The organism is Streptomyces sp. NPDC045899, from assembly GCF_056431485.1.
Map to the genome: position 1 here is coordinate 22,964 of NZ_JBWKKP010000017.1, position 21,948 is coordinate 44,911.

Below are 21,948 nucleotides of genomic sequence, written 5' to 3' on the forward strand. Positions count from 1 at the left end.
GCCGCCTCCTGGCGCCGTACGCATGCCCCGGCCACGCTGCTGGCCGGGGCATTCGTCCATGCCGGGGGACCGGGCGACGGTAGCGGTCCGGCCCGCCGCCGGTACAGCGCGATACGCATTCTTCGATATGCGTTTCTCGGCGATTTCAAGTTTTTCATGAGCCCGTGGGGCCGTTCCCGAAGCTCCGTAGGGTTGGGCCCGATCGATGAGCCTACCCAATCGAGGTGAATGGCAATGGCCGATCAGAATGGTCCCCATGTGCCGCTGACGGCCGCCCAGTCCGGAATGTGGCTCGCCCAGCAGGTGAATCCGGACAACCCGATGTACAGCATCGCCGAATGCGTCGAGATCTCCGGTCCGGTCGACACCGCGCTGTTCGAGACCGCGCTGCGGCGCACCGTGGACGAGGCCGACACCCTGCGGCTGCGGTTCGTGCCCGGTGACGGGGGACCGCGGCAGATCGTCCAGGAGGCCGTGGACTGGCCGTTGCACACGCTCGACGTCAGTGGCGCGGCCGACCCTTCCGCCCAGGCGGAGGAGTGGATGCTCGCGCGGGTGGCGGCCCCGGTGGACCTGTCCACGGGGCCGCTGTTCACGTTCGGGCTGATCACCCTGGCCGAGGACCGGTACACCTGGTTCAGCCGGGTGCACCACGCCATCGTGGACGGCTACAGCTGGTCGCTGATCGTGGCCCGGGTCGCCGAGGTGTACACCGCGCTGGTGGCCGGGGAGGAGCCGTCGCCCGCTCCCTTCGGCTCGGTGCGCGACCTGGTGGCCCAGGACGTGGCGTACCGGGAGTCCGAACGGTTCGCGCGGGACCGGGAGTTCTGGACCGGCCGGCTGGCCGGGCTCGGCGAGCCGGTGAGCCTGGCGCCGCGGCCGGACCGGGTGCCCACCGACCATGTACGGCTGGCCGGGGAGGTGCCCGCCAAGACCGCGGAGGGACTGCGGGCGCTGGGCCGGGAGACCGGGGTGAGCTGGCCGGCCGTGACGGTCGCCGCCATCGCCGCGTATCTGCACCGGCTCACCGGCGCCACCGATGTGGTGCTGGGCCTGGCCGTGGCTGCCCGTCCCGGCGGGGCCGCCCGGCGGACCCCCGGGGTGGTGTCCAACGCGCTGCCGCTGCGCACCGAGGTCGGCCCGGACACCACCGTGGCCGCACTGCTGGCCGCCGTCAGCCGTGAACTCCACGAGGTGCTGCGCCACCAGCGTTACCGCTACGAGGACGTGCACCGCGATCTGCGCCGGGTGGGGGCGCGCAAACGGCTGTGGGGCCCGGAGATCAACCTCATCATGTACGGCACCCCGCTGACCTTCGCGGGCCGTCCGTCCACCGTGCGCGGCTTCTCCATCGGCCCGGAGGAGGACCTGTCGCTGGTGGTGGACAACCGGGAGCCGGGCGACGGCTTCCTCATCGACTTCCACGCCAACGCCGACCTGTACGACCACGACACGGTCGCCGGCCACCGGCAGCGGCTGGTGGATTTCCTGGCCACCCTGGCCGACGCCGACCCCGGCGACCCCGTCGGCGCGCTGGACCTGTTGCTGCCCGAGGGCTGGACCGCGCCGCCGGCCGCGCCCGCGCCACCGGCCCCGGAGGCCGCGCGGGCGCCCTACCGTGCGCCGCGCACCCCACGCGAAGAGACCCTGTGCGCCCTGGTCGCCGAGGTGCTGAAGACCGAACGCGTCGGTGTGGACGACGACTTCTTCGAACGCGGCGGCCACTCGCTCTCCGCCATCCGGCTGCTCGGCCGGATCCGCGAGACCCTGGGGGCCGAGCTGTCGGTGCGCACCGTCTTCGAGGCGCCGACCGTGGCCCGGCTGGCGACCCGGCTGGAGGGCGCCGACGGGGCGCGGAACGCGCCGGCGCCGATGGCGCGCCCCGCCGAACTGCCGCTGTCCCTCACCCAGCAGCGGCTGTGGTTCATGAACCGGCTCCAAGGACCCACCGGCGCCTACAACATGGGGCTCGCGCTGCGGCTGTCCGGACGGCTGGACCGGGCCGCGCTGGAACGGGCGCTGTCCGACGTACTGGCCCGCCACGAGAGCCTGCGCACCGTCTTCCCCGACACCGACGGCCGTCCCCGGCAGCACATCCTCACCCCCGCCGAGGCGGACGCGCGGGTGGTGCTGACGGTCGGCGAGGCCACCGAGGACACGCTGGACGCCACCGTGGCCGCCGTGGTGGCCGAGGGGTTCGACCTGGCGGCCGGACCGGCGGTGCGGCCCCGGCTGCTGGTCCTGGGCCCCGGGGAGCATGTGCTGCTGGTGGTGCTGCACCACATCGTGGCCGACGGCCTCTCGCTCGCCCCACTCGCCCGCGACCTGGGCCGGGCGTACACCGCGCGGACGGCGGGGCAGGCGCCCGCGTTCACGCCGCCGGCCGTCCAGTACCCCGACTACACGCTGTGGCAGCACGGTGTGCTCGGCGACGAGGACGACCCGGACAGCCCGCTGGCCCGCCAGCTCGCCCACTGGACGCGTGCTCTGGAGGGACTGCCGGAGGAGCTGTCGCTGCCGACCGACCGGCCCCGGCCGCCCGTGCCCAGCCAGCGCGGTGACATCGTGCGGTTCGCCATCGGCGCCGGACTGCACGAGCGGCTGGCCGGACTGGCCCGCGCCCACGGCGCCAGTCTGTTCATGGTCTTCCAGAGCGCGGTGGCCGTGCTGCTCGGCAAACTGGGCGCGGGCGACGACATCCCCCTGGGCAGCGCGGTGGCCGGACGTACCGATCCGGCCCTGGACGACCTCATCGGCTGCTTCGTGAACACCGTGGTGTTCCGCAACGACCTCAGCGGTGACCCCACCTTCGGTGAACTCCTGGTCCGAAGCCGGGAGATGGCGCTCGCCGCCCACGCCCATCAGGACGTGCCGTTCGACCGGCTGGTGGAGGCGCTCAACCCGGAGCGCTCGCTGTCCCGCAATCCGCTGTTCCAGGTGATGATGGATGTGCAGACACCGTCCGAGTCCACCCTGGAACTGCCCGGCCTGACCGCCACCCCGCAGCAGGTGGACCCCGGAGTCACCAAGATCGACCTGCTGTTCGGCCTGGACGAGCGGGCCGCCGACCGGGGCGCCGCCACCGGGATCGACGGACGGCTGGAGTACGCCACCGACCTGTTCGACCGGGACACCGTCGAGCGGATGGCCGACCGGTTCGTGCGGCTGCTGGAGGCGGTGACCGCCGCACCGGAGCAGCCGCTCAGCACCGTCGGACTGCTCACCGCCGCCGAACGCGAACAGGTGCTGTACGGCTTCAACCAGGCCCCCGCCGTGGCCCCGCGCGCCCTGCTGCCCGAGCTGTTCCAGGCCCAGGCCGCCCGTACCCCGGACGCGCCCGCCCTGGTCGAGGGCGCCGTCACGTATCGCTACGCCGAACTGAACGCGCGGGCCAACCGGCTGGCCCATGAGCTGATCGCACGCGGCGCCGGACCCGAGCGGCTGGTGGGCGTGGTGCTGCCGCGCTCGGCCGAATTGGTGGTGGCGCTGCTCGCGGTGGTCAAGTCCGGTGCCGCGTACGTCCCGGTGGACCCCGGCCACCCGGCCGAGCGCATCGCCCACCTGCTCACCGACGCGGCCCCGGCACTGGTGCTCACCACCCCGTCCGCCGCCGCGGCGGTACCCGACGGCCTCCCGGTGCTGGATGTGTCCCGCACCACGGGGACGGTGGAGCGGGACCCGTGCGACGCCGACCGCCACGCCCCGCTCACCGCCGACCACCCCGCCTACGTCATCCACACCTCCGGCTCCACCGGCCGCCCCAAGGGCGTGGTGGTGGAACACCGTTCGGTGGCGGTGTACCTGGACTGCGCGCGGGAGCGGTACCCGTCGGTGGCGGAGAGCGCGCTGCTGCACTCACCCGTCTCCTTCGACCTGACCGTCACGGCCCTGTACGCGCCGCTGATCAGCGGCGGCCGGGTACGGGTCACCGCGCTGGAGGGGCCCGGCGACGGCGCGCCCCGGCCCGGCTTCCTCAAGGCCACCCCGTCCCACCTCGGACTGCTCGGTGTGCTCCCCGAGGAGTTCTCACCCACCGGTGACCTGGTCGTCGGCGGTGAGGCGCTGCTCGGCGAGGTGGTGGCGCAGTGGCGGGAGCAGCGGCCCGGCGCCGCGGTCGTCAACGAGTACGGGCCCACCGAGGCCACCGTCGGCTGTGTGGCGCACCGCATCGGCCCGGACGAGGAGATCCCGGCCGGACCGGTGCCGATCGGCCGCCCGATGGCGAACACGGCGGTGTACGTGCTGGACGGCGCGCTGCGACCGGTACCGCCCGGGGTCCCCGGTGAGCTGTACATCGCGGGCGGCCAGCTCGCCCGCGGCTATCTGCGCCGCCCCGGACAGACCGCGGAACGGTTCGTCGCCGACCCCTACGGCGCCCCCGGCGCCCGGATGTACCGCTCGGGCGATCTGGCCCGCTGGCGGCCGGACGGGGTGCTCGACTACCTCGGCCGCGTGGACGACCAGGTGAAGCTGCGCGGCTTCCGGATCGAACCCGGTGAGATCGAGGCCGTGCTGCGCCGCCACCCCGCCGTGGCACGGGCCGCGGTGGTGGTCCGCGAGGACCAGCCGGGGCTGCGCAGGCTCGTCGGCTACACGGTGGCCGCGCCGGGCGCGGTGGTGGACGCTGCGGAGCTGCGGGAGCACACCGCCGGACTGCTGCCCGACCACATGGTGCCCGGCGCGTTCGTGGCGCTGGCGGAGCTGCCGCTCACCCCCAACGGCAAGCTGGACACCCGGGCGCTGCCCGCTCCGGACACCGGCGAGCGGGACGAAGGCGGCGCGTCCGGGGCACCGCGCACCCCGCGCGAGGAGGCGCTCGCCGGGCTGTTCGCCGAGGTGCTGGGGGTGGCCCGGGTCGGCCCGGACGACTCCTTCTTCGAACTGGGCGGCGACAGCATCGTCTCCATCCAACTGGTCGCCCGCGCCCGCCGGATGGGCCTGGACCTCGCGCCCAAGGACGTCTTCGAGCACAAGACGGTGGCCCGGATCGCCGCCGCGCTCCCGGATGACGGCCCCGCCGCGGCCCCCGCGCCCGGGACGGCCGTCGGCGCCACCGGGGAGCTTCCGGCCACGCCCATGATGCGCTGGCTGGAGGAACGGGGCGGACCCGGCGGCCCGTTCACCTCGTTCCACCAGACCACCCTCACCCGGGTGCCGCCCGGCGCGGGCGACGACGACCGCCTCAGCACCGCCCTCGCCGCCGTCCTGGACCACCATGACGCGCTGCGGATGCGCGCCCGGCGGGACGGCGACGGCTGGACGTACCGGATCGCCGAACGCGGCGCCGTGGCCGCGCGGGACCTGGTCCGGCGGGTCGGGGTGGCCGGCCAGGACGCCGATGCGCTGCGCGCCACCGTGGCCCGGGAGGCACACGCCGCCTGGCGGCGGCTGGACCCGGAGGCCGGGGTGATGGCCCAGCTCGTCTGGTACGACGCCGGTCCCGGCGCCCCCGGACGGCTGCTGTTCGCCGTCCACCACCTCGCCGTGGACGGGGTGTCCTGGCCGATCCTGCTGGCGGATCTGCGCACCGCCTGGGAGGCGGCCGGTGACGGCCGCGCGCCCGGACTCCCGCCCGCCACCACCTCGTTGCGCCACTGGGCCACCGCCCTGGCCGGCCGGCCCGCCGATGCCGCCGAAGCCGGGATCTGGGCCGGGACCCTGCGGCGGCCCGCACCCGGACTGGTGGACACCCCGCTGGACCCGGCCACCGACACCGCCGGGACGGCCCGGCGGCTGACCATGACCCTGCCCGCCGACCGCACCGAGCCCCTGCTGACCACCGTGCCCACCGCGCTGCGCGCCACCGTGCACGAGGTGCTGGTCACCGCCTTCGCCCTCGCCGTCGCCGACTGGCGGGCCCGGCGCGGACGGCCCGGCGGCCCCGGCGCGCTGGTGGACCTGGAGGGCCACGGCCGCCACGATGGCGGCGACGGCCTCGACCTCACCCGTACCGTCGGCTGGTTCACCAGCATCCACCCCGCCCGGCTCGACCCCGGTGTGGCCGACGGCGACTGGGCCGGACTGTGGTCCGGCGGACCGGCGGCCGGGGCGGCGCTGCGCGCCGTCAAGGAACAGCTGCGCGCCCTGCCCGGTGAGGGCGCGGGCTACGGACCGCTGCGCCACCTCGACCCCACGGCCCGGTCCCGGCTCGCCGGACTCGCCACCCCGCACCTGCTCTTCAACTACCTGGGCCGCGCCGACGCGCCCGGCTCCGGCCCGGCGGACTGGAGCCCCGCCGCCGAATCCGACGCCGTGCTCGGTGACGGCGATCCGCACCAGCCCCTGTCGCACGTGGTGGAGCTGAACGCGATCGCCCACCGGCACCCGGACGGCCACCGGCTGCTGGCCACCTGGACCTGGCCCGGCCGGCTGCTGTCCGACGCCGACGTCCGAGAACTGGCCGACGGCTGGTTCCGCGCGCTGCGCGCGCTCGCCGACCACGCCGGGCGGCCGGAGGCGGGCGGCTACGCGCCGTCGGACCTGGCGCTGGTGGAGCTATCCCAAGACGAGATCGACGGCCTGGAAGCCGAGTGGAGGACGCTGCAATGACGAAGTCGGGCCCCGAGGACATCCTTCCCCTGTCACCCCTCCAGGAGGGGCTGCTCTTCCACGCGCTGTACGACGAGAAGGGCCACGACGTCTACACCGTGCAGGTCGTCCTCGACCTGGGCGGGACGCTGGACGTGGCCGCGCTGCGGGAGAGCGCCGCGGCCCTGCTGCGCCGCCACGCCAATCTGCGGGTCGGCTTCCTGCACCCCAAGCAGAGCCGCCCGGTGCAGGTGGTCTCCCGGGAGGTCGAACTGCCCTGGGCCGAGGCGGACCTGGCCGGGCTCGGCGCGGAGGCGCGCACCGCGGAGCTGGAGCGGCTGCAGTCCGCCGAGAAGGCCCACCGCTTCGATCTGTCCCGGCCGCCGCTGATGCGGTTCCTGCTGGTGCGGCTCGGTGACGATGCCTGCCGCCTGCTGTGCACCTTCCACCACATCCTGCTGGACGGCTGGTCCACCTCGGTGCTGCTGGGCGAGCTGTTCGAGCTGTACGGCAGCGGTGGCGACACCGCCGCGCTGCCCGCCGTCACCCCGTTCCGCGACCATCTGGCGTGGCTGGCCGGTCAGGACGACAGCCGGGCCGGGAAGGTGTGGAAGCAGGCACTGGAGGGCGTCGACGCACCCACCCGGCTGGCCCCGGCCGACCCGGGCCGTGCGGTCGTCCACCCCGAACAGCTCGCGCTGGAGCTGACGGAGGCGGAGACCGAGGCGCTGTCGGCCCGGCTGCGCGGCCGTGACCTCACCTTCTCCACCGCCGTGCACGGTGCCTGGGCGCTGCTGCTGGCCGCGCTGACCGGCCGGGACGACGTCACCTTCGGCACGGTCGTCTCCGGCCGCCCGCCGGAGGTGGCGGGGGTGGAGCGGATGGTCGGCATGCTGATCAACACGCTGCCGGTGCGGATGCGGATCGACCCGGCCACCCCGCTGGCCGACGCGCTCGCCGGGCTCCAGCGCGAACACATGGAGCTGATGCCGTTCCAGCACCTGGGGATGAGTGAGATCCACCGGCTGGCCGGGCACAGCGAACTCTTCGACACCTATGTGGCGTTCGAGAACTTCCCCTTCGACCTGGAGTCGCTGCGGGCCCTCGCGGGCGAGCTGCGGATCGACGGGTTCGACGTACTGGACGCCAACCACTATCCGCTGTGCCTGGTGGCGCACGTCTTCGAGGGACGGCTGCGGCTGGTCCTCAACTACCGTCCCGACCTCTTCGGGAAGGCCGAGGTCGCGGTCGCGGGCGAACGGCTGGTGCGCATCCTGCGCACGCTGGTCGACGAGCCGGACCGCCCGGCCGGACGGATCGCGCTGCTCTCCGACGACGAACTCCGGGAGCTGGGCGGCGGCCGGACCACGGACCGGGTGATCGCACCGGTGACGTTCCCGGAGTTGTTCGGGGAGCGGGTGGCGGGGTCGCCGGATGCGGTGGCGGTGGAGTCGGCCGGGGTGGCGTTGTCGTATGCGGAGTTGGACGCGCGTGCGGGGGTGTTGGCGGGTCGTCTGGCTGGGGTGGGTGTGGGTGCGGAGGATGTGGTGGCCCTGGTGTTGGGGCGTTCGGTGGAGTCGGTGGTGGCGTCGCTTGCGGTGATGCGGGTGGGTGCGGCGTATCTGCCGGTGGATCCGGATTATCCGGCGGAGCGGGTGGCGTTCATGCTGGGTGATGCGCGGCCGGTGGTGGTGTTGACCACGGAGGCGTTTGCGGATGTGGTGCCGGAGGGCCACACCGTCGTGCTGCTCGATGGGGACGTGGAGGAGCGTCCGGCTGCGCCTGGGGTGGTTGTGGCGTTGGATGCTCCGGCGTATGTCATCTACACCTCGGGTTCGACGGGTGTGCCCAAGGGTGTGGTGGTGTCCCATCGTGGGCTTGCCGCGTTCGCGGCGGCTGAGCGGGAGCGGTTCGCGGTGACGGCGGAGAGCCGGGTGCTGCAGTTCTCCTCGCCGAGTTTCGACGCCTCCGTGCTGGAGTTGTGCATGGCGCTGACGGCCGGCGCCACGCTCGTCGTTCCGGAGCCCGGTCCGCTCGCGGGCGAACCCCTTGCCGAGGTGCTCGCCTCCCGCGGGGTGACCCATGCCCTGATTCCGCCCGCCGCGCTGGCGAGCGTTCCCGCCACCGGACTGCCGGACTTCCACTGCCTGATCGTCGGTGGTGACGCCTGCCCGGCGGAGCTGGTGGAGCGGTGGGCGCCGGGCCGCCGGATGGTGAACGCCTACGGCCCGACCGAGTCCACCGTTGCCGTGTCGATGAGCGAACCGCTGACCGTCGGCGCCGGAACACCGCCGATCGGCGCACCGGTCCATGGCACGCGGGCCTATGTGCTGGATGGTGCGTTGCGGCTGGCTCCGCCGGGGGTGGCGGGTGAGCTGTATGTGGCGGGTCCGGGTCTTGCGCGGGGTTATCTGCGGCGGGCGGCGCTGACGGCGGAGCGGTTCACCGCCGATCCGTTCGGTCCGGCGGGGTCGCGGATGTACCGGACCGGGGATGTGGTGCGCTGGCGGGCGGACGGTCAGCTGGAGTTCGTGGGCCGTGCCGATGACCAGGTGAAGATCCGGGGCTTCCGGATCGAACTCGGCGAGATCGAGGCGGTGCTCGCCCGCCACGCGGAACTGGACGGCGCGGCCGTGGTGGTCCACGAGTCCCAGCCGGGCGTACGGCAGCTCGTGGCGTACGTCGTCCCCGCGCCCGGCGCGACCCCCGCGGCCGGGGCGCTGCACGACCACGTCGCCGGGCTGCTGCCCGCGTACATGGTCCCGGCGCTGTTCATCCCGCTGGCCGCGCTGCCGCTCATGGTCAACGGCAAACTCGACCGCAAGGCCCTGCCCGCGCCCGACTTCGGCGCCGACGACACCGGCCGTGAACCGGCCACCGACCGCGAGAAGCTGCTGTGCGCGCTCTTCGCCGAGGTGCTGGGGGTGGAGCGGGTCGGCGCCGACCAGTCCTTCTTCGAGCTCGGCGGCGACAGCATCGGCTCGATCCAGCTGATCAGCCGGGCCCGCAAGGCCGGACTGCGGTTCAGCCCCCGTGATGTCTTCACCCACAAGACGGTGGAGGCGCTGGCCCGGGTCGCCACCGAGGGCAGGGCCCCCGCACGGCGCACCGCGTCCTCGGACGGGATCGGCGGGGTGCCGCTCACCCCGATCATCCACTGGTTCAGCGAACACGGCGGGCCGGTCGACCAGTTCAACCAGGCGATGCCCGTCCCCGTCCCCGCGGGGCTCGACACCGAGCGCGTCGGCCAGGTGCTCCAGACGCTGCTGGACCACCATGACGCGCTGCGGCTGCGGCTGCACCGCATCGAGGACATCGGCGAATGGACCCTGGAGGTGGCGCCGCGCGGCGCGGTACGCGCCGAGGACTGTCTGCGCCGGGTGGACACCGCCGGTCTGGACGGCACCGCCCTGGCGGCGCTGACCGCCGAGGAGTCCGGCGCCGCGCAGTCCCGGCTGGCGCCCGGCGAGGGCCGGATGGTGCAGGCGGTGTGGTGTGACGCGGGCCCGGAGCGGCCGGGGCGGCTGCTGCTGGTGATCCACCACCTGGCGGTGGACGGGGTCTCCTGGCGCATCCTGCTGCCCGAGCTGACCGCCGCGCTGGAGGCCGCCGTCACCGGCCGCCGTTTCGTCCCCGAGCCGGTGGGCACCTCCTTCCGCGCCTGGGCGCGGGCGCTGACGGCCGCCGCCTCGGAACCGGAGCGGATGCGTGAACTGCCGCTGTGGCGCGGGGCGCTGGAGGGCGGTGACCCGGCGCTGACCGCGCGTCCGCTGGACCCGGCCCGGGACACCCTGGCCACCGCCGGACATCTGACCCTGCGGCTGCCCGCCGAGGTGACCGGCCCGCTGCTGGGCCCGGTGCCCGCCGCGTTCCGCGCCGAGGTCAACGACGTCCTGCTGACCGCGCTGGCGCTGGCCGTGGCCGACTGGCGGCGCCGCCACGGCCGCGGGGACACCTCCTCGGTGCTGGTCGGCCTGGAGGGCCACGGCCGTGAGGAGATCGTGCCGGGCGCCGATCTGTCCCGTACGGTCGGCTGGTTCACCAGCCTCTACCCGGTGCGGCTGGACCCGGGGACGGTCTCCGGTGCACAGGGGGCCGCCGCCGGACCGGAGCCGGCCGGGGCGCTGAAGCGGGTCAAGGAGCAGCTGCGGGCGGTCCCGGACCACGGCATCGGCTACGGGCTGCTGCGCTACCTCAACCCGCGCACCGCCGTGACCCTGGCGAAGTACGCCGCACCGCAGATCGGCTTCAACTACCTGGGCCGGATCGGCACCGCCGACGACGCCGACGGCCCCGGGGGCGGTCTGGGCGGCGGCGCGGACGCGGCCACCCCGCTGCCGTACGTGCTCACCGTCAACGCGGTCACCGAGACCCACGCCGACGGCCCGCGGCTGTCGGCCACCTGGACCTGGCCGGGTGAACTGCTCACCGAGGACGAGGTGGCCGAGGTGGCGCGGGGCTGGTTCACCGCGCTGGAGGCGCTGGTGGCACACGCCGGGCGGCCCGGTGGCGGCGGGCTCAGCCCGTCCGATCTGCCGCTGGTGGAGCTGGACCAGACCGAGATCGACCGGCTGGCCGCCGCCCAGCCGGGACTCACCGACGTCCTGCCGCTCTCCCCGCTCCAGGAGGGGCTGCTCTTCCACACCGCGTACGACCGGGACGCCGAGGACGTCTACATCACCCGGCTCGCCGTCGATGTGTCCGGTGCGCTGGACACCGGCGCGCTGCGCGCCGCCGTGAGCGGGCTGCTGCGCCGCCATGACACCCTGCGCGCCGGATTCCACCGCACCGCCGACGGACGGCCGTTGCAGCTGATCCCGGACGAGGCCGCACTGCCCTGGAACGAGATCGACCTCAGCGGTCTCGACGAGGACGCGCGCACCGCCGAGCTGGACCGGCTGCTGCGCGCCGAGCGGGCCCACCGCTTCGACCCGGAGCGGCCGCCGCTGCTGCGCTTCACCCTGATCCGGCTCGGCGAGCACACCCACCGGCTGCTGTTCGCCGCCCACCACCTGCTGCTGGACGGCTGGTCGGCGCCGGTGCTGGCGGGCGAGCTGTTCGCGCTGTACGGCAGCGGCGGTGATGACGCCGCGCTGCCGCCGGTCGTCCCGTACCGCGACTACCTGGCCTGGCTGTCCCGGCAGGACCGGGGCGCGGCGGAGGACGCCTGGCGCGCCGCGCTGGCCGGAGTGGAGGCGCCGACGCTGGTGGCGCCGGACGCCGCGGGCCGGACGGCCGTCCTGCCCGGCCGGATCACCGATGAGCTGCCCGCGGAGCTGACCGCCGCGCTGGGCGCGCTCGCCCGCCGCCACGGCCTGACCATGAACGCGGTGGTGCAGGGCGCGTGGGGGCTGGTGCTGGCCGGGCTGACCGGCCGGGACGACGTGCTGTTCGGCGAGACCGTCTCGGGCCGCCCGCCGGAGCTGCCGGGGGTGGAGTCCATGGTGGGGCTGTTCAGCAACACCGTGCCGGTACGGGTGCGGATCGACCCCGCCGCCACCCTGCTGGAGACCCTCGTCCGGGTCCAGGAAGGGCGGGTCGGACTGCTGGGCCACCACTACCTGGGGCTTGCCGACCTCCAGCGGCTCACGGGTCTGGGCACCCTCTTCGACACCGCCGTGGTCTTCGAGAACTTCCCCTCCGACGGTGCTGACGGCGCCGGCGGACCGGTGCACGGACTGACCCTGTCCGAGGTGGACACCAAGGGCGACAACCACTACCCGCTGGGCATGGTGGTGATGGCGGACGAGCGGCGGACGGCGCTGCACTGGTACCACCGCCCCGATCTCATCGACGCGGACACCGCCATCGCCGTCACCCGGCGGATGCGGCGGCTGCTGGTGACCATCGCCGCCACCCCCGACCTGCCGGTCGGCCGTGTCGATCTGCTCGGCGCGCAGGAGCGGGCGCTGCTGGAGTCCCAGTGGGCCGGGCCGGGACTCCCGGCCGCGGAGCGGACGCTGCCGGAGCTGTTCGAGGCGCAGGTGGCCCGGACACCGGAGGCGACCGCGCTGGTCCACGGTGCCACCACGCTGACGTACGCCGAGCTGGACGCGCGCGCCAACCGGCTCGCCCGGCTGCTGGCCGGGCGCGGCGCCGGTCCCGAGCGGCTGGTGGCGGTGGCGATGGAGCGCTCGGCCGACCTGGTCGTCGCACTGCTCGCGGTGGTGAAGTCCGGTGCCGCGTACGTCCCGGTGGACCCGGCGTACCCGGCCGGGCGGATCGGCCACATGCTCACCGACAGCGCCCCGGTGCTGCTGGTGACCACCGCGGAGTCGGCCGCCGCGCTGCCCGGGGACACGGTGGAACGGGTGGTGCTGGACGATCCGGAGACGGCCGCGGCCCTCGCCGCGCTGTCGTCGGACGCACCGGCCGACGGCGACCGCAGGGCACCGCTCGGCCCGGACCACCCCGCGTATGTCATCTACACCTCCGGCTCCACCGGGCGGCCCAAGGGCGTGGTGGTGGCGCACCGTTCGGTCGCCGACTACCTGGCCTGGACCGCGCGGACGTACTCCGGCGCGGCCGGGGCGGCGCTGCTGCACTCGCCGGTCTCCTTCGACCTCACCGTCACCGCCCTGTTCACCCCGCTGGTGACCGGTGGCACGGTGCTCGTCGGGGCGCTGGAGGAGAACGACCCGGTGGCGGCCCGGCTGACGGACACCCCGGTGACGTTCCTGAAGGCCACCCCGAGCCATCTGCCGCTGCTGGGCGCGCTGCCCGACGGTTTCTCGCCCGCCCGGGAGCTGCTGCTCGGCGGTGAGGCGCTGATGGGGGAGGCGCTGGCGGAGTGGCGGGAGCGCCATCCGGCGGCCACCGTGTGGAACGTCTACGGGCCCACCGAGGCCACCGTGAACTGCACCGAGTACCGGATCGCGCCCGGGGAGGAACTGCCCGGCGGTCCGGTGCCGATGGGCCGTCCGCAGGGCAATGTGCGGGCCTACGTCCTGGACACCGCGCTGCGGCCGGTGCCCGCCGGGGTGGTGGGCGAGCTGTACATCGCCGGGACCGCGCTGGCCCGCGGCTATCTGGGCCGCCCCGCGCTGACCGCCGAACGGTTCACCGCCGATCCGTACGGCCGGGCCGGGAGCCGGATGTACCGCACCGGCGATCTGGCCCGGCGGCTGCCCGACGGGAACCTGGTGTTCGCCGGGCGCGCCGATGACCAGGTGAAGCTGCACGGCCACCGCATCGAACCCGGCGAGGTGGCCGCGGCCGTCGCGTCCCATCCGGATGTGGCCGCGCAGGCCGTGGTGGTCCGCGAGGACAGCCCAGGGACCCGGCGGCTGGTCGCCTACGCCACCGCGCGTCCGGGGCGGACCCTGGACGGCGACGGGGTGCGCGCGTGGACGGGCCGGGCGCTGCCCGCGTACATGGTCCCGGACGCGGTGGTGGTGCTGGACGCGCTGCCGCTGACCGCGCACGGCAAACTGGACCGGGCGGCGCTGCCGGAGCCGGAGTTCCGCTCCGGGGACACGGCCGCGCGGGCGCCGGGCGACCCGCGCGAGGAGATCCTGTGCGGGCTGTTCGCCCGGGTGCTGGAGCTGCCCGGCGTCGGCGTGGACGACGACTTCTTCGCGCTCGGCGGCAATTCGCTCAGCGCGGTGCGGCTGCTGAGCCGGGTCCGTTCGGCCTTCGGCGCGGAGGTGGACGTCCGGGCGGTGTTCGAGGCGCCCACCGCGCGGCTGCTGGCCCGGCGGCTGGCGGATACGGGCGGTGCCCGCCCGGCGCTGGTCCCGGCCGTCCGGCCCGAGGAGATCCCGCTGTCCTCCGCCCAGCGGCGGCTGTGGTTCCTGGGCCGGCTGCACGGCCCGAGCGGCACCTACAACGTGCCGATCGCGATCCGGCTGCGCGGCACCCTGGACCGGGAGGCGCTGCGCGCCGCGCTCGGCGATGTGCTCATCCGCCACGAGAGCCTGCGGACCGTCTTCCCCGAGACCCGGGGGCGTCCCCGTCAGCACGTGCTGGCCCCGGAGGAGGTCACCGTCCCGCTCCGGACGGCGGATGTCCCCGCGGACGGGCTCGCCGGTGCGCTGCGCGAGGCCGCGGCGCGCGGTTTCGACCTGGCCGCCGAGATCCCGCTGCGGGCCGAGCTGTTCGCGGTGGCCGAGGACGAGCACGTGCTGCTGCTGACCGTCCACCACATCGCGAGCGACGGGTGGTCCAACGCCCCGCTGGCCCGCGATCTGTCCACCGCCTACGCGGCCCGGGTCCGGGGCCACGCCCCGGAGTTCACCCCGCTGCCCGTCCAGTACGCCGACTACACCCTGTGGCAGCGCGCCCTCCTCGGCGCGGAGGACGATCCGGAGAGCCCGCTCTCCCGGCAGCTCGGCTTCTGGCGGGACGCCCTCGACGGCGCCCCTGCCGAACTGGCCCTGCCCACCGACCGGCCGCGGCCGGCCGAACCCGGCCACGAGGGCGGGGTGGTGGAGTTCGGCTTCGGCGCCGGACTGCACGCACGGCTGGCGGGACTGGCCCGTGAGCACCAGGTCAGCCTGTTCATGGTGGTCCAGGCCGGACTCGCCACCCTGCTGCACCGGCTGGGCGCCGGGGACGACATCCCCATCGGCACCGCCGTGGCCGGACGCGCGGACGAGGCCCTGGAGGACCTCGTCGGGTTCTTCGTCAACACCCTGGTGCTGCGCACCGACCTCAGTGGCGACCCGGCCTTCGGGGAGCTGCTGGACCGGGTCCGGACCGCGGACCTGGCGGCCTACGCCCACCAGGACGTGCCGTTCGAGAAGCTGGTCGACGCGCTCGGCACCGACCGCGGGAGCGCCCACAGCCCGCTGTTCCAGGTGTTCCTGGCGTTCCAGAACAACGCCGCCCCGCGGCTGGAGCTGCCCGGACTCACCGCCTCCCCGGCCGCGTTCGAGCTGACCTCGGCCAAGGTGGACCTCGGGGTGGAGCTGGGTGAGACATTCGACGCGGACGGCGCGCCCGCCGGGCTGCGCGGCCAGATCACCTACCGCACCGAGCTGTTCGACCACACCACCGTGGAGTCGCTGGCGGCGCGGTTCGGCGCCGTGCTGGCCGCCGTCGCGGAGGATCCGCGGCAGCCGGTGGGCGGGGTGGAGCTGCTGCGCGGCGCGGAGCGGCAGCGGGTGCTCGTCGAGTGGAACGACACCGCGCGCGAGGCCGGACCGGCCACGTTCCCGGAGCTGTTCGCGGTCCAGACCGCCCGCACCCCCGGGCGCACCGCCGTGGTGGCGGACGCCGGGAGCCTGACCTACGCGGAGCTGAACGCGCGCGCCAACCGGTGGGCGCGGCTGCTCATCGCGCGGGGCGCGGGTCCCGAGGACCCGGTCGCGGTGGCCGTGCCCCGGTCGCCGGACTGGCTCGCGGTCACCCTGGGCGTGCTGAAGGCGGGGGCGGCGTATCTGCCGGTGGACCCCGGCTACCCGGACGAGCGGATCGCGTTCATCGCCCGGGACGCCCGCCCCGCGCTGGTCCTCACCACCGCGGCCGAGGCCGAACGGATCGGGGCGGCCACCGGAACCGACCCGCTGGTCGTCGACGCGGACCGGACCCTCGCGGAACTGGCCGCCGCCGCCGACGGCGACCCGGCCGACCCCGACCGGGTGCGGCCGCTGGACGTGGCCCACCCCGCGTACATCATCTACACCTCCGGCTCCACCGGCCGTCCCAAGGGCGTCGTGGTCCCGCACACCGGGATCGCGTCCATGGCCGGTGCCCACCGGGAGACCTTCGCCCTCGACGCCGACAGCCGGGTGCTGCAGGCCGTTTCCCCCAGCTTCGACGTCTCGCTGGCCGATCTGGCGATGACCCTGCTCAGCGGGGCCGCGCTGGTGCTGCCGGACGGCCACGGCGCGCCCGTGGGCGCCGAGCTGGCCGCGCTGCTGCGCGACCGGGACATCACCCACTTCCAGTTGACCGCGGGCGCTCTGGCCACCGTGCCCGACACCGACCTGCCCGGCCTGCGCACCGTGGCCGTCGGCGGGGAGCCGTGCGCCCCGGACCAGGTGGCGCGCTGGTCGGCCGGGCGCCGGATGGTCAACGCCTACGGGCCCAGTGAGGCCACCGTGGCGGCCACGATGAGCCGTCCGCTGGCCGGGGCCGTGCGCGCGCCCATCGGCCGCCCGGTGTGGAACACCCGCGTCTACGTCCTGGACGACCGGCTGGCCCCGGTCCCGGCCGGGGTCGCCGGTGAGCTGTACATCGCCGGGGCCGGCCTGGCCCGCGGCTATCTGAACCGGCCGGTGCTGACCGCCGAGCGCTTCGTCGCCGATCCGTTCGGCGGACCGGGCGAGCGGCTGTACCGCACCGGGGACGTCGTCCGCTGGCGCGACGACGGCGAGCTGGAGTTCGTCGGCCGCGCCGACGACCAGGTCAAGGTCCGCGGCTTCCGCATCGAACCCGGCGAGATCGAGGCGGTGCTGGCCGCGCACCCCGCGGTGGACCGTGCCGCGGTGGCCGTACGCCCCGATGAACACGGCCGTGACCGGCTCATCGGCTACGCGGTGGCCAGGGGCGGCAGGCCGCCGGGCCCGGAGGCGCTGCGCGCCCATCTGGCGGCGAGGCTGCCCGCGTACATGGTGCCCGCCGCGCTGATGACGCTGGACGCGCTGCCGCTGACCGCCAACGGCAAGGTGGACCGGGCCGCGCTGCCCGAACCGCGCCTGGGCGGGGGCGGTGGCCGGGAGCCGCGCGACGCCAAGGAACGGCTGCTGTGCGCGCTGATCGGCGAACTCCTCGGAGTGGAGCGGGTCGGCCCGGACGACGGCTTCTTCGAGCTGGGCGGCGACAGCATCGTCTCCATCCAGCTCGTCAGCCGGGCCCTGGAGGCGGGGCTGGAGTTCACCGCCGCCGATGTGCTGCGCCACCGCACGGTCGAGGAGCTGGCCGCGGCGGCGGTGGCCACCGGGGAGCCGGACCGGACCGCCCCGGACGCCGGGGTCGGCGAGATCCCGCTGACCCCCGCCCTGCATGTGCTGCGCACCGGCGGTCCGGCCGACCACCTCGGCCGCCACGGCCTGGTGACGCGGACGGCGACCGGCGAGGACGGACCGGCCGGCGCGCTCCAGGCGCTGCTGGACCACCACGACACCCTGCGGCTGCGGCTCACCCGGCAGGTGGGCGACCACGTGTGGAGCCTGGAGACCCTGCCGCGCGGCGCGGTGTCCGCCGCCGATGCGCTCACCCGGGTCGACGCCCGGGAGCTGACCGGCGAACCGCTCGACGCCGCCCTGCGGGAGGAGGCCGCGGCCGCCCGCGCCCGGCTCGCCCCGGAGCGCGGTGTGGTGGTCCAGGCGGTGTGGTTCGACGCCGGACCCGGTGCCGTCCACCGGCTGCTGCTGGTCGTCCACCAGCTCGCGGCCGACCCCGGCTCCTGGCCGGTGCTGCTGGACGGTCTGGACACGGCGTGGCGGGCGGCCGACGAGGGCCGGAGTCCGGAGCTCCCCCCGGTGGCCACCGGCTTCCGCACCTGGGCCGAGCGGCTGGCCGCCGAGGCCGTGGACCCGGCCCGGATCGGGGAAGTGGCGGTGTGGACCGGGGTGCTGGGCGCGGGGGACACCCCGCTGGGCGCCCGCGCCCTGGACACCTCCCGCGATCTCACGGCCACCGCCCGCACCCTGGAGACGGCCCTGCCCGCCGCGGCGCTCACCGAGGTCTCCCGGCGGTTCGCCACCGACCCCGACACGGTGCTGCTGACCGCGCTGGCCCTCGCGGTGGCCGCGTGGCGCGACCGGCACGGCCGGCCCGCCCCGGCCGGGCTGCTGCTGGACCTCGCGGCGGACGGCCGCGGCCGCGCCCCGCGGGAACTGTCCGGCACCGTGGGCCCGTTCACCGCCACCCGCCCGGTCCGCCTGGACACCGGCGACGGCCGGGAGCCGGGCGCCGCGCTGAAGCGGATCAAGGAACAGCTGGCCGCGGTGCCCGACCACGGGGTCGGCTACGGACTGCTGCGCCATCTCAACCCGCAGACCGCCGCGGTGTTCGCCGGGTTCGCCGCACCGCAGATCCGGGTCACCCCCGCCGCGGCGGTGGCCACCCCGCTCGGCGCGCCGGACGCCCCGCTGCCGTACGCGCTGGACATCGAGTGGACGGCGGACGGCGGGGAGCCGGCCGCCCGCTGGACCTGGGCGGGCGAGCTGCTGGCCGGGGACGAGGTGCGGGAGCTGGCCGACGGCTGGCGGACCGCCCTGGAGGCGCTGGCCTCGGCCACCGGGGCCGGGGGCCGCTCCCCGTCCGACTTCCCGCTGGTGTCCCTGACACAGGGCGAGGTGGACACCCTGGAGCGGGCCCATCCGGACCTGGTGGACGTCCTGCCGCTGGCACCGCTCCAGGAGGGGCTGCTCTTCCACTCCCTCTACAGTGAGGCCGAACTCGATGTCTACACCGTGCAGTTCGGCCTGGACCTCGAGGGTGAGCCGGACCCGGGGGCGCTGCGGGCGGCCGTGGCGGGGCTGCTGCGCCGCCATGAGAACCTGCGTGCCGGATTCGCCCATGACGGGCTGGCCCGGCCGGTGCAGATCGTGCTGGCCGAAGGCGAACTCCCCTGGTCCGAACGGGATCTGAGCGACCTCGCCGAGCCGGAGCGGGCCGCCGGGCTGGCCCGGGTGATGGCCGAGGACCGCGCCCACCGCTTCGATCCGGCCCGGCCGCCGTTGCTGCGCTGCACCCTGGTGCGGCTGGCCGCCGGCCGCCACCGGCTGGTGCTCACCTGGCATCACCTGCTGCTCGACGGCTGGTCCACACCCGTGCTGCTGGACGAGCTGATGCGGCTGTACGCGGCGGAGGGCGACGGGTCACAGCTGCCCCCGGTCCGTCCGTACCGTGAGTATCTGCGCTGGCTCACCGCCCAGGACCGGGAAGCCACCCGGGCCGCCTGGCGCGGGGAGCTGGCGGGGCTCAGCGGGCCCACCCTGCTGGCGCCCGCCGATCCGGACCGGCTGCCGGTGATGACGGAGAAGGTCTCCGCCCATATGCCGAAGGCGCTGGTGTCCGCGCTCACCGCCACCGCCCAGCGGCTCGGGGTGACCATGAACACCGTCGTCCAGGCCGCGTGGGGGCTGCTGCTCAGCCGGATCACCGGCTCCGAGGACGTGGTCTTCGGCACCACGGTGGCCGGACGGCCGCCGCGGGTGGCGGGGGTCGAGCGGATGGTGGGGCTGTTCATCAACACCGTCCCGGTGCGGGTGCGCATCGATCCGGCCGCACCACTGGACGCGCTGCTGCGCGGACTGTGGGACCGCCAGACCGCGCTGCTGTCCCATGAGCACGTCCGGCTGGTGGAGCTGCGCCGCGAGACCGGCCACGGTGAACTCTTCGACACCCTGCTGGTGTTCCAGAACGTGCCCACCGACGGCGCCGGGTTCGGCGGCGAGGACGACGGCCGGGTGCGCGCGGTGGACGTGGAGATGAACGACGCCACCCACTACCCGCTCACGCTGGACGCCGGTCCGGACGGCGCCGGGCTGCACTGCCGGCTCGGCTACCGGCCCGATCTGTTCACCGCCACCGAGGCCGAGGGGCTGATGGCCGCGCTGCGTGGGGTGCTGGAGGCCATGGCCGCCGCACCGGACAGCCCGCTCGGACAGCTCGGGGACGACGCGCCCGCCCGCTGGTGGGCCGCGGTACGACCGGAGTTGGAGGCCCGCGCCCGCACCGGGGCCGGGGAGGACACCGGGGCCGGGCCCGGGGAGGATACCGGCGGCTCGCGCGAGGAGCTGCTGACCGCGCTCTTCCGCGAGGTGCTGGGCGTCGAGGAGATCGGTCCGGACGACGACTTCTTCGAGCTGGGCGGCGACAGCATCGTCTCCATCCAGCTCGCCAGCAAGGCCCGTGAGGCCGGGCTGCTGATCAGCCTGCGGGAGGTGTTCCGGCACAAGACGGTCCGGGCGCTGGCCCGGGTCGCCCGTGAGGAGACGGCCGCCGCCCCCGGTGAGGCGCCCGGGGACGCCCTCGGCGAACTGCCGCTCACCCCGGTGATGCTGGACCTCTACGAACGGGGCGGGCCGACCGGCACCGTGCACCAGGCGAGTCTGGTGCAGGTCCCCGCGGACTGCTCCGAGAGCCTGCTCGCCGCCGCCCTCCAGGCCGTCCTGGACCACCACGACATGCTGCGGGCCAGGGTGCTGCCCGCGGGCGGCGGGGCCGGACCGCGGCTGGAGATCGCGCCCAAGGGCGCGGTGGAGGCGGCCCGGCTGACCAGCCGGGTGGACATCACCGGAGTGGCACCGTCCGCGCTGATCGGACGGGTCGCCGCGGAACAGACCCGGGTCCAGGGCGAACTGTCCCCCGAGGACGGCGAACTGGTACGGGCCGTGTGGTTCGACGCCGGACGCGACCGCCCCGGGCGACTGCTGCTCGTGGTGCACCACCTGGCCGTGGACGGGGTGTCCTGGCGGATCCTCCAGGAGGACCTGAAGACCGCGTGGCGGGCGGTGACCGCCGGTGAGGACGTCCGGCTCGCCCCGGTGGGCACCTCCTTCCGCCGCTGGGCGCGGCTGCTGGCCGAGCAGGCCACGGCCGGGCCGCGCACCGCTGAACTGGAGCGATGGCGTGCGGTGCTGGCCACCGACGACCCGGCGCTCGCGGACCGTCCGCTGGACCCGGCCCGCGATGTGGTGGGCAGCGCCCGCAGCTTCACCGTGACGCTGCCGGCCGAGGTGGCCGGACCGCTGCTGGGCACGGTGCCCGCCGCCTTCAACGCCGGGGTGGACGATGTCCTGCTGACCGGTCTGGCGCTGGCGGTGGCCCGCTGGCGGCGCGAGCGCGGCCGGGGCGACGGGTCGGCGGTGCTGGTCGGTCTGGAGGGCCACGGCCGTGAGGAGATCGCCGAGGGCCTCGACCTGTCCCGTACGGTGGGCTGGTTCACCAGCCTGTACCCGGTCGCCGTCGACCCCGGGCCGGTGTCCGGGGAGGACCTGCGCACCGGGGGCGCGGCGCTGGGCACCGCGCTCAAGGCGGTCAAGGAGCAGCTGCGCGCCCTGCCCGACAAGGGGCTCGGCTACGGGCTGCTGCGCCATCTCCACCCCGGGCACGGTCCGGAGCTGGCCGCGCTCCCCGCCCCGCAGATCGGCTTCAACTACCTCGGCCGGTTCCCGGCGGTGGACCCCGCGGCGGTACGGGCCGAGGACTGGGCCCCACCGCCGGAGGCCACCGAGACCCTCGGCTCCGGCGGTGACCCCGCCCTGCCGCTGGCCCACGCCCTCGGTGTCAGCGCCGTCGCCCAGGACCGCCCCGACGGGGTGCGGCTGGTGGCCATCTGGTCCTGGCCGGGCGACCTGCTGGCCGAGGACGAGGTCCGCCGGGTGGCCGACCACTGGTTCGAGGGCCTGCGCGCCCTGGTCACACACGCCGAACGCCCCGAGGCGGGCGGCTTCACCCCGTCCGACCTCTCCCTGCTCTCGCTGTCGCAGGACGAGATCGACGCGTTCGAGAGTGGGCTCTAGC

The 21,948-nt window shown here is 75.2% G+C and carries 2 protein-coding genes; both read left to right on the plus strand.

What is annotated here, in order from left to right:
- The first annotated feature begins 234 nt into the window (after nt 1-234).
- On the plus strand, nt 235-6,549 hold the full coding sequence (locus AC07FT_RS24130) for an amino acid adenylation domain-containing protein (protein ID WP_479178059.1): 6,315 nt from the start codon (nt 235-237) through the stop codon (nt 6,547-6,549).
- The gene (locus AC07FT_RS24135) at nt 6,546-21,947 is read left to right on the plus strand and encodes an amino acid adenylation domain-containing protein (RefSeq protein ID WP_479178060.1); all 15,402 of its coding nucleotides are present in this window, start codon (nt 6,546-6,548) and stop codon (nt 21,945-21,947) included. The genes AC07FT_RS24130 and AC07FT_RS24135 overlap by 4 nt, the downstream gene beginning before the upstream one ends.
- Nucleotide 21,948: the final 1 nt, after the last annotated feature.

Bases quoted from the DNA above. Each gene is read 5' to 3' on its own strand.
- AC07FT_RS24130 (WP_479178059.1), top strand. From the start codon at position 235: ATGGCCGATCAGAATGGTCCCCATGTGCCGCTGACGGCCGCCCAGTCC.
- AC07FT_RS24135 (WP_479178060.1), top strand. From the start codon at position 6,546: ATGACGAAGTCGGGCCCCGAGGACATCCTTCCCCTGTCACCCCTCCAG.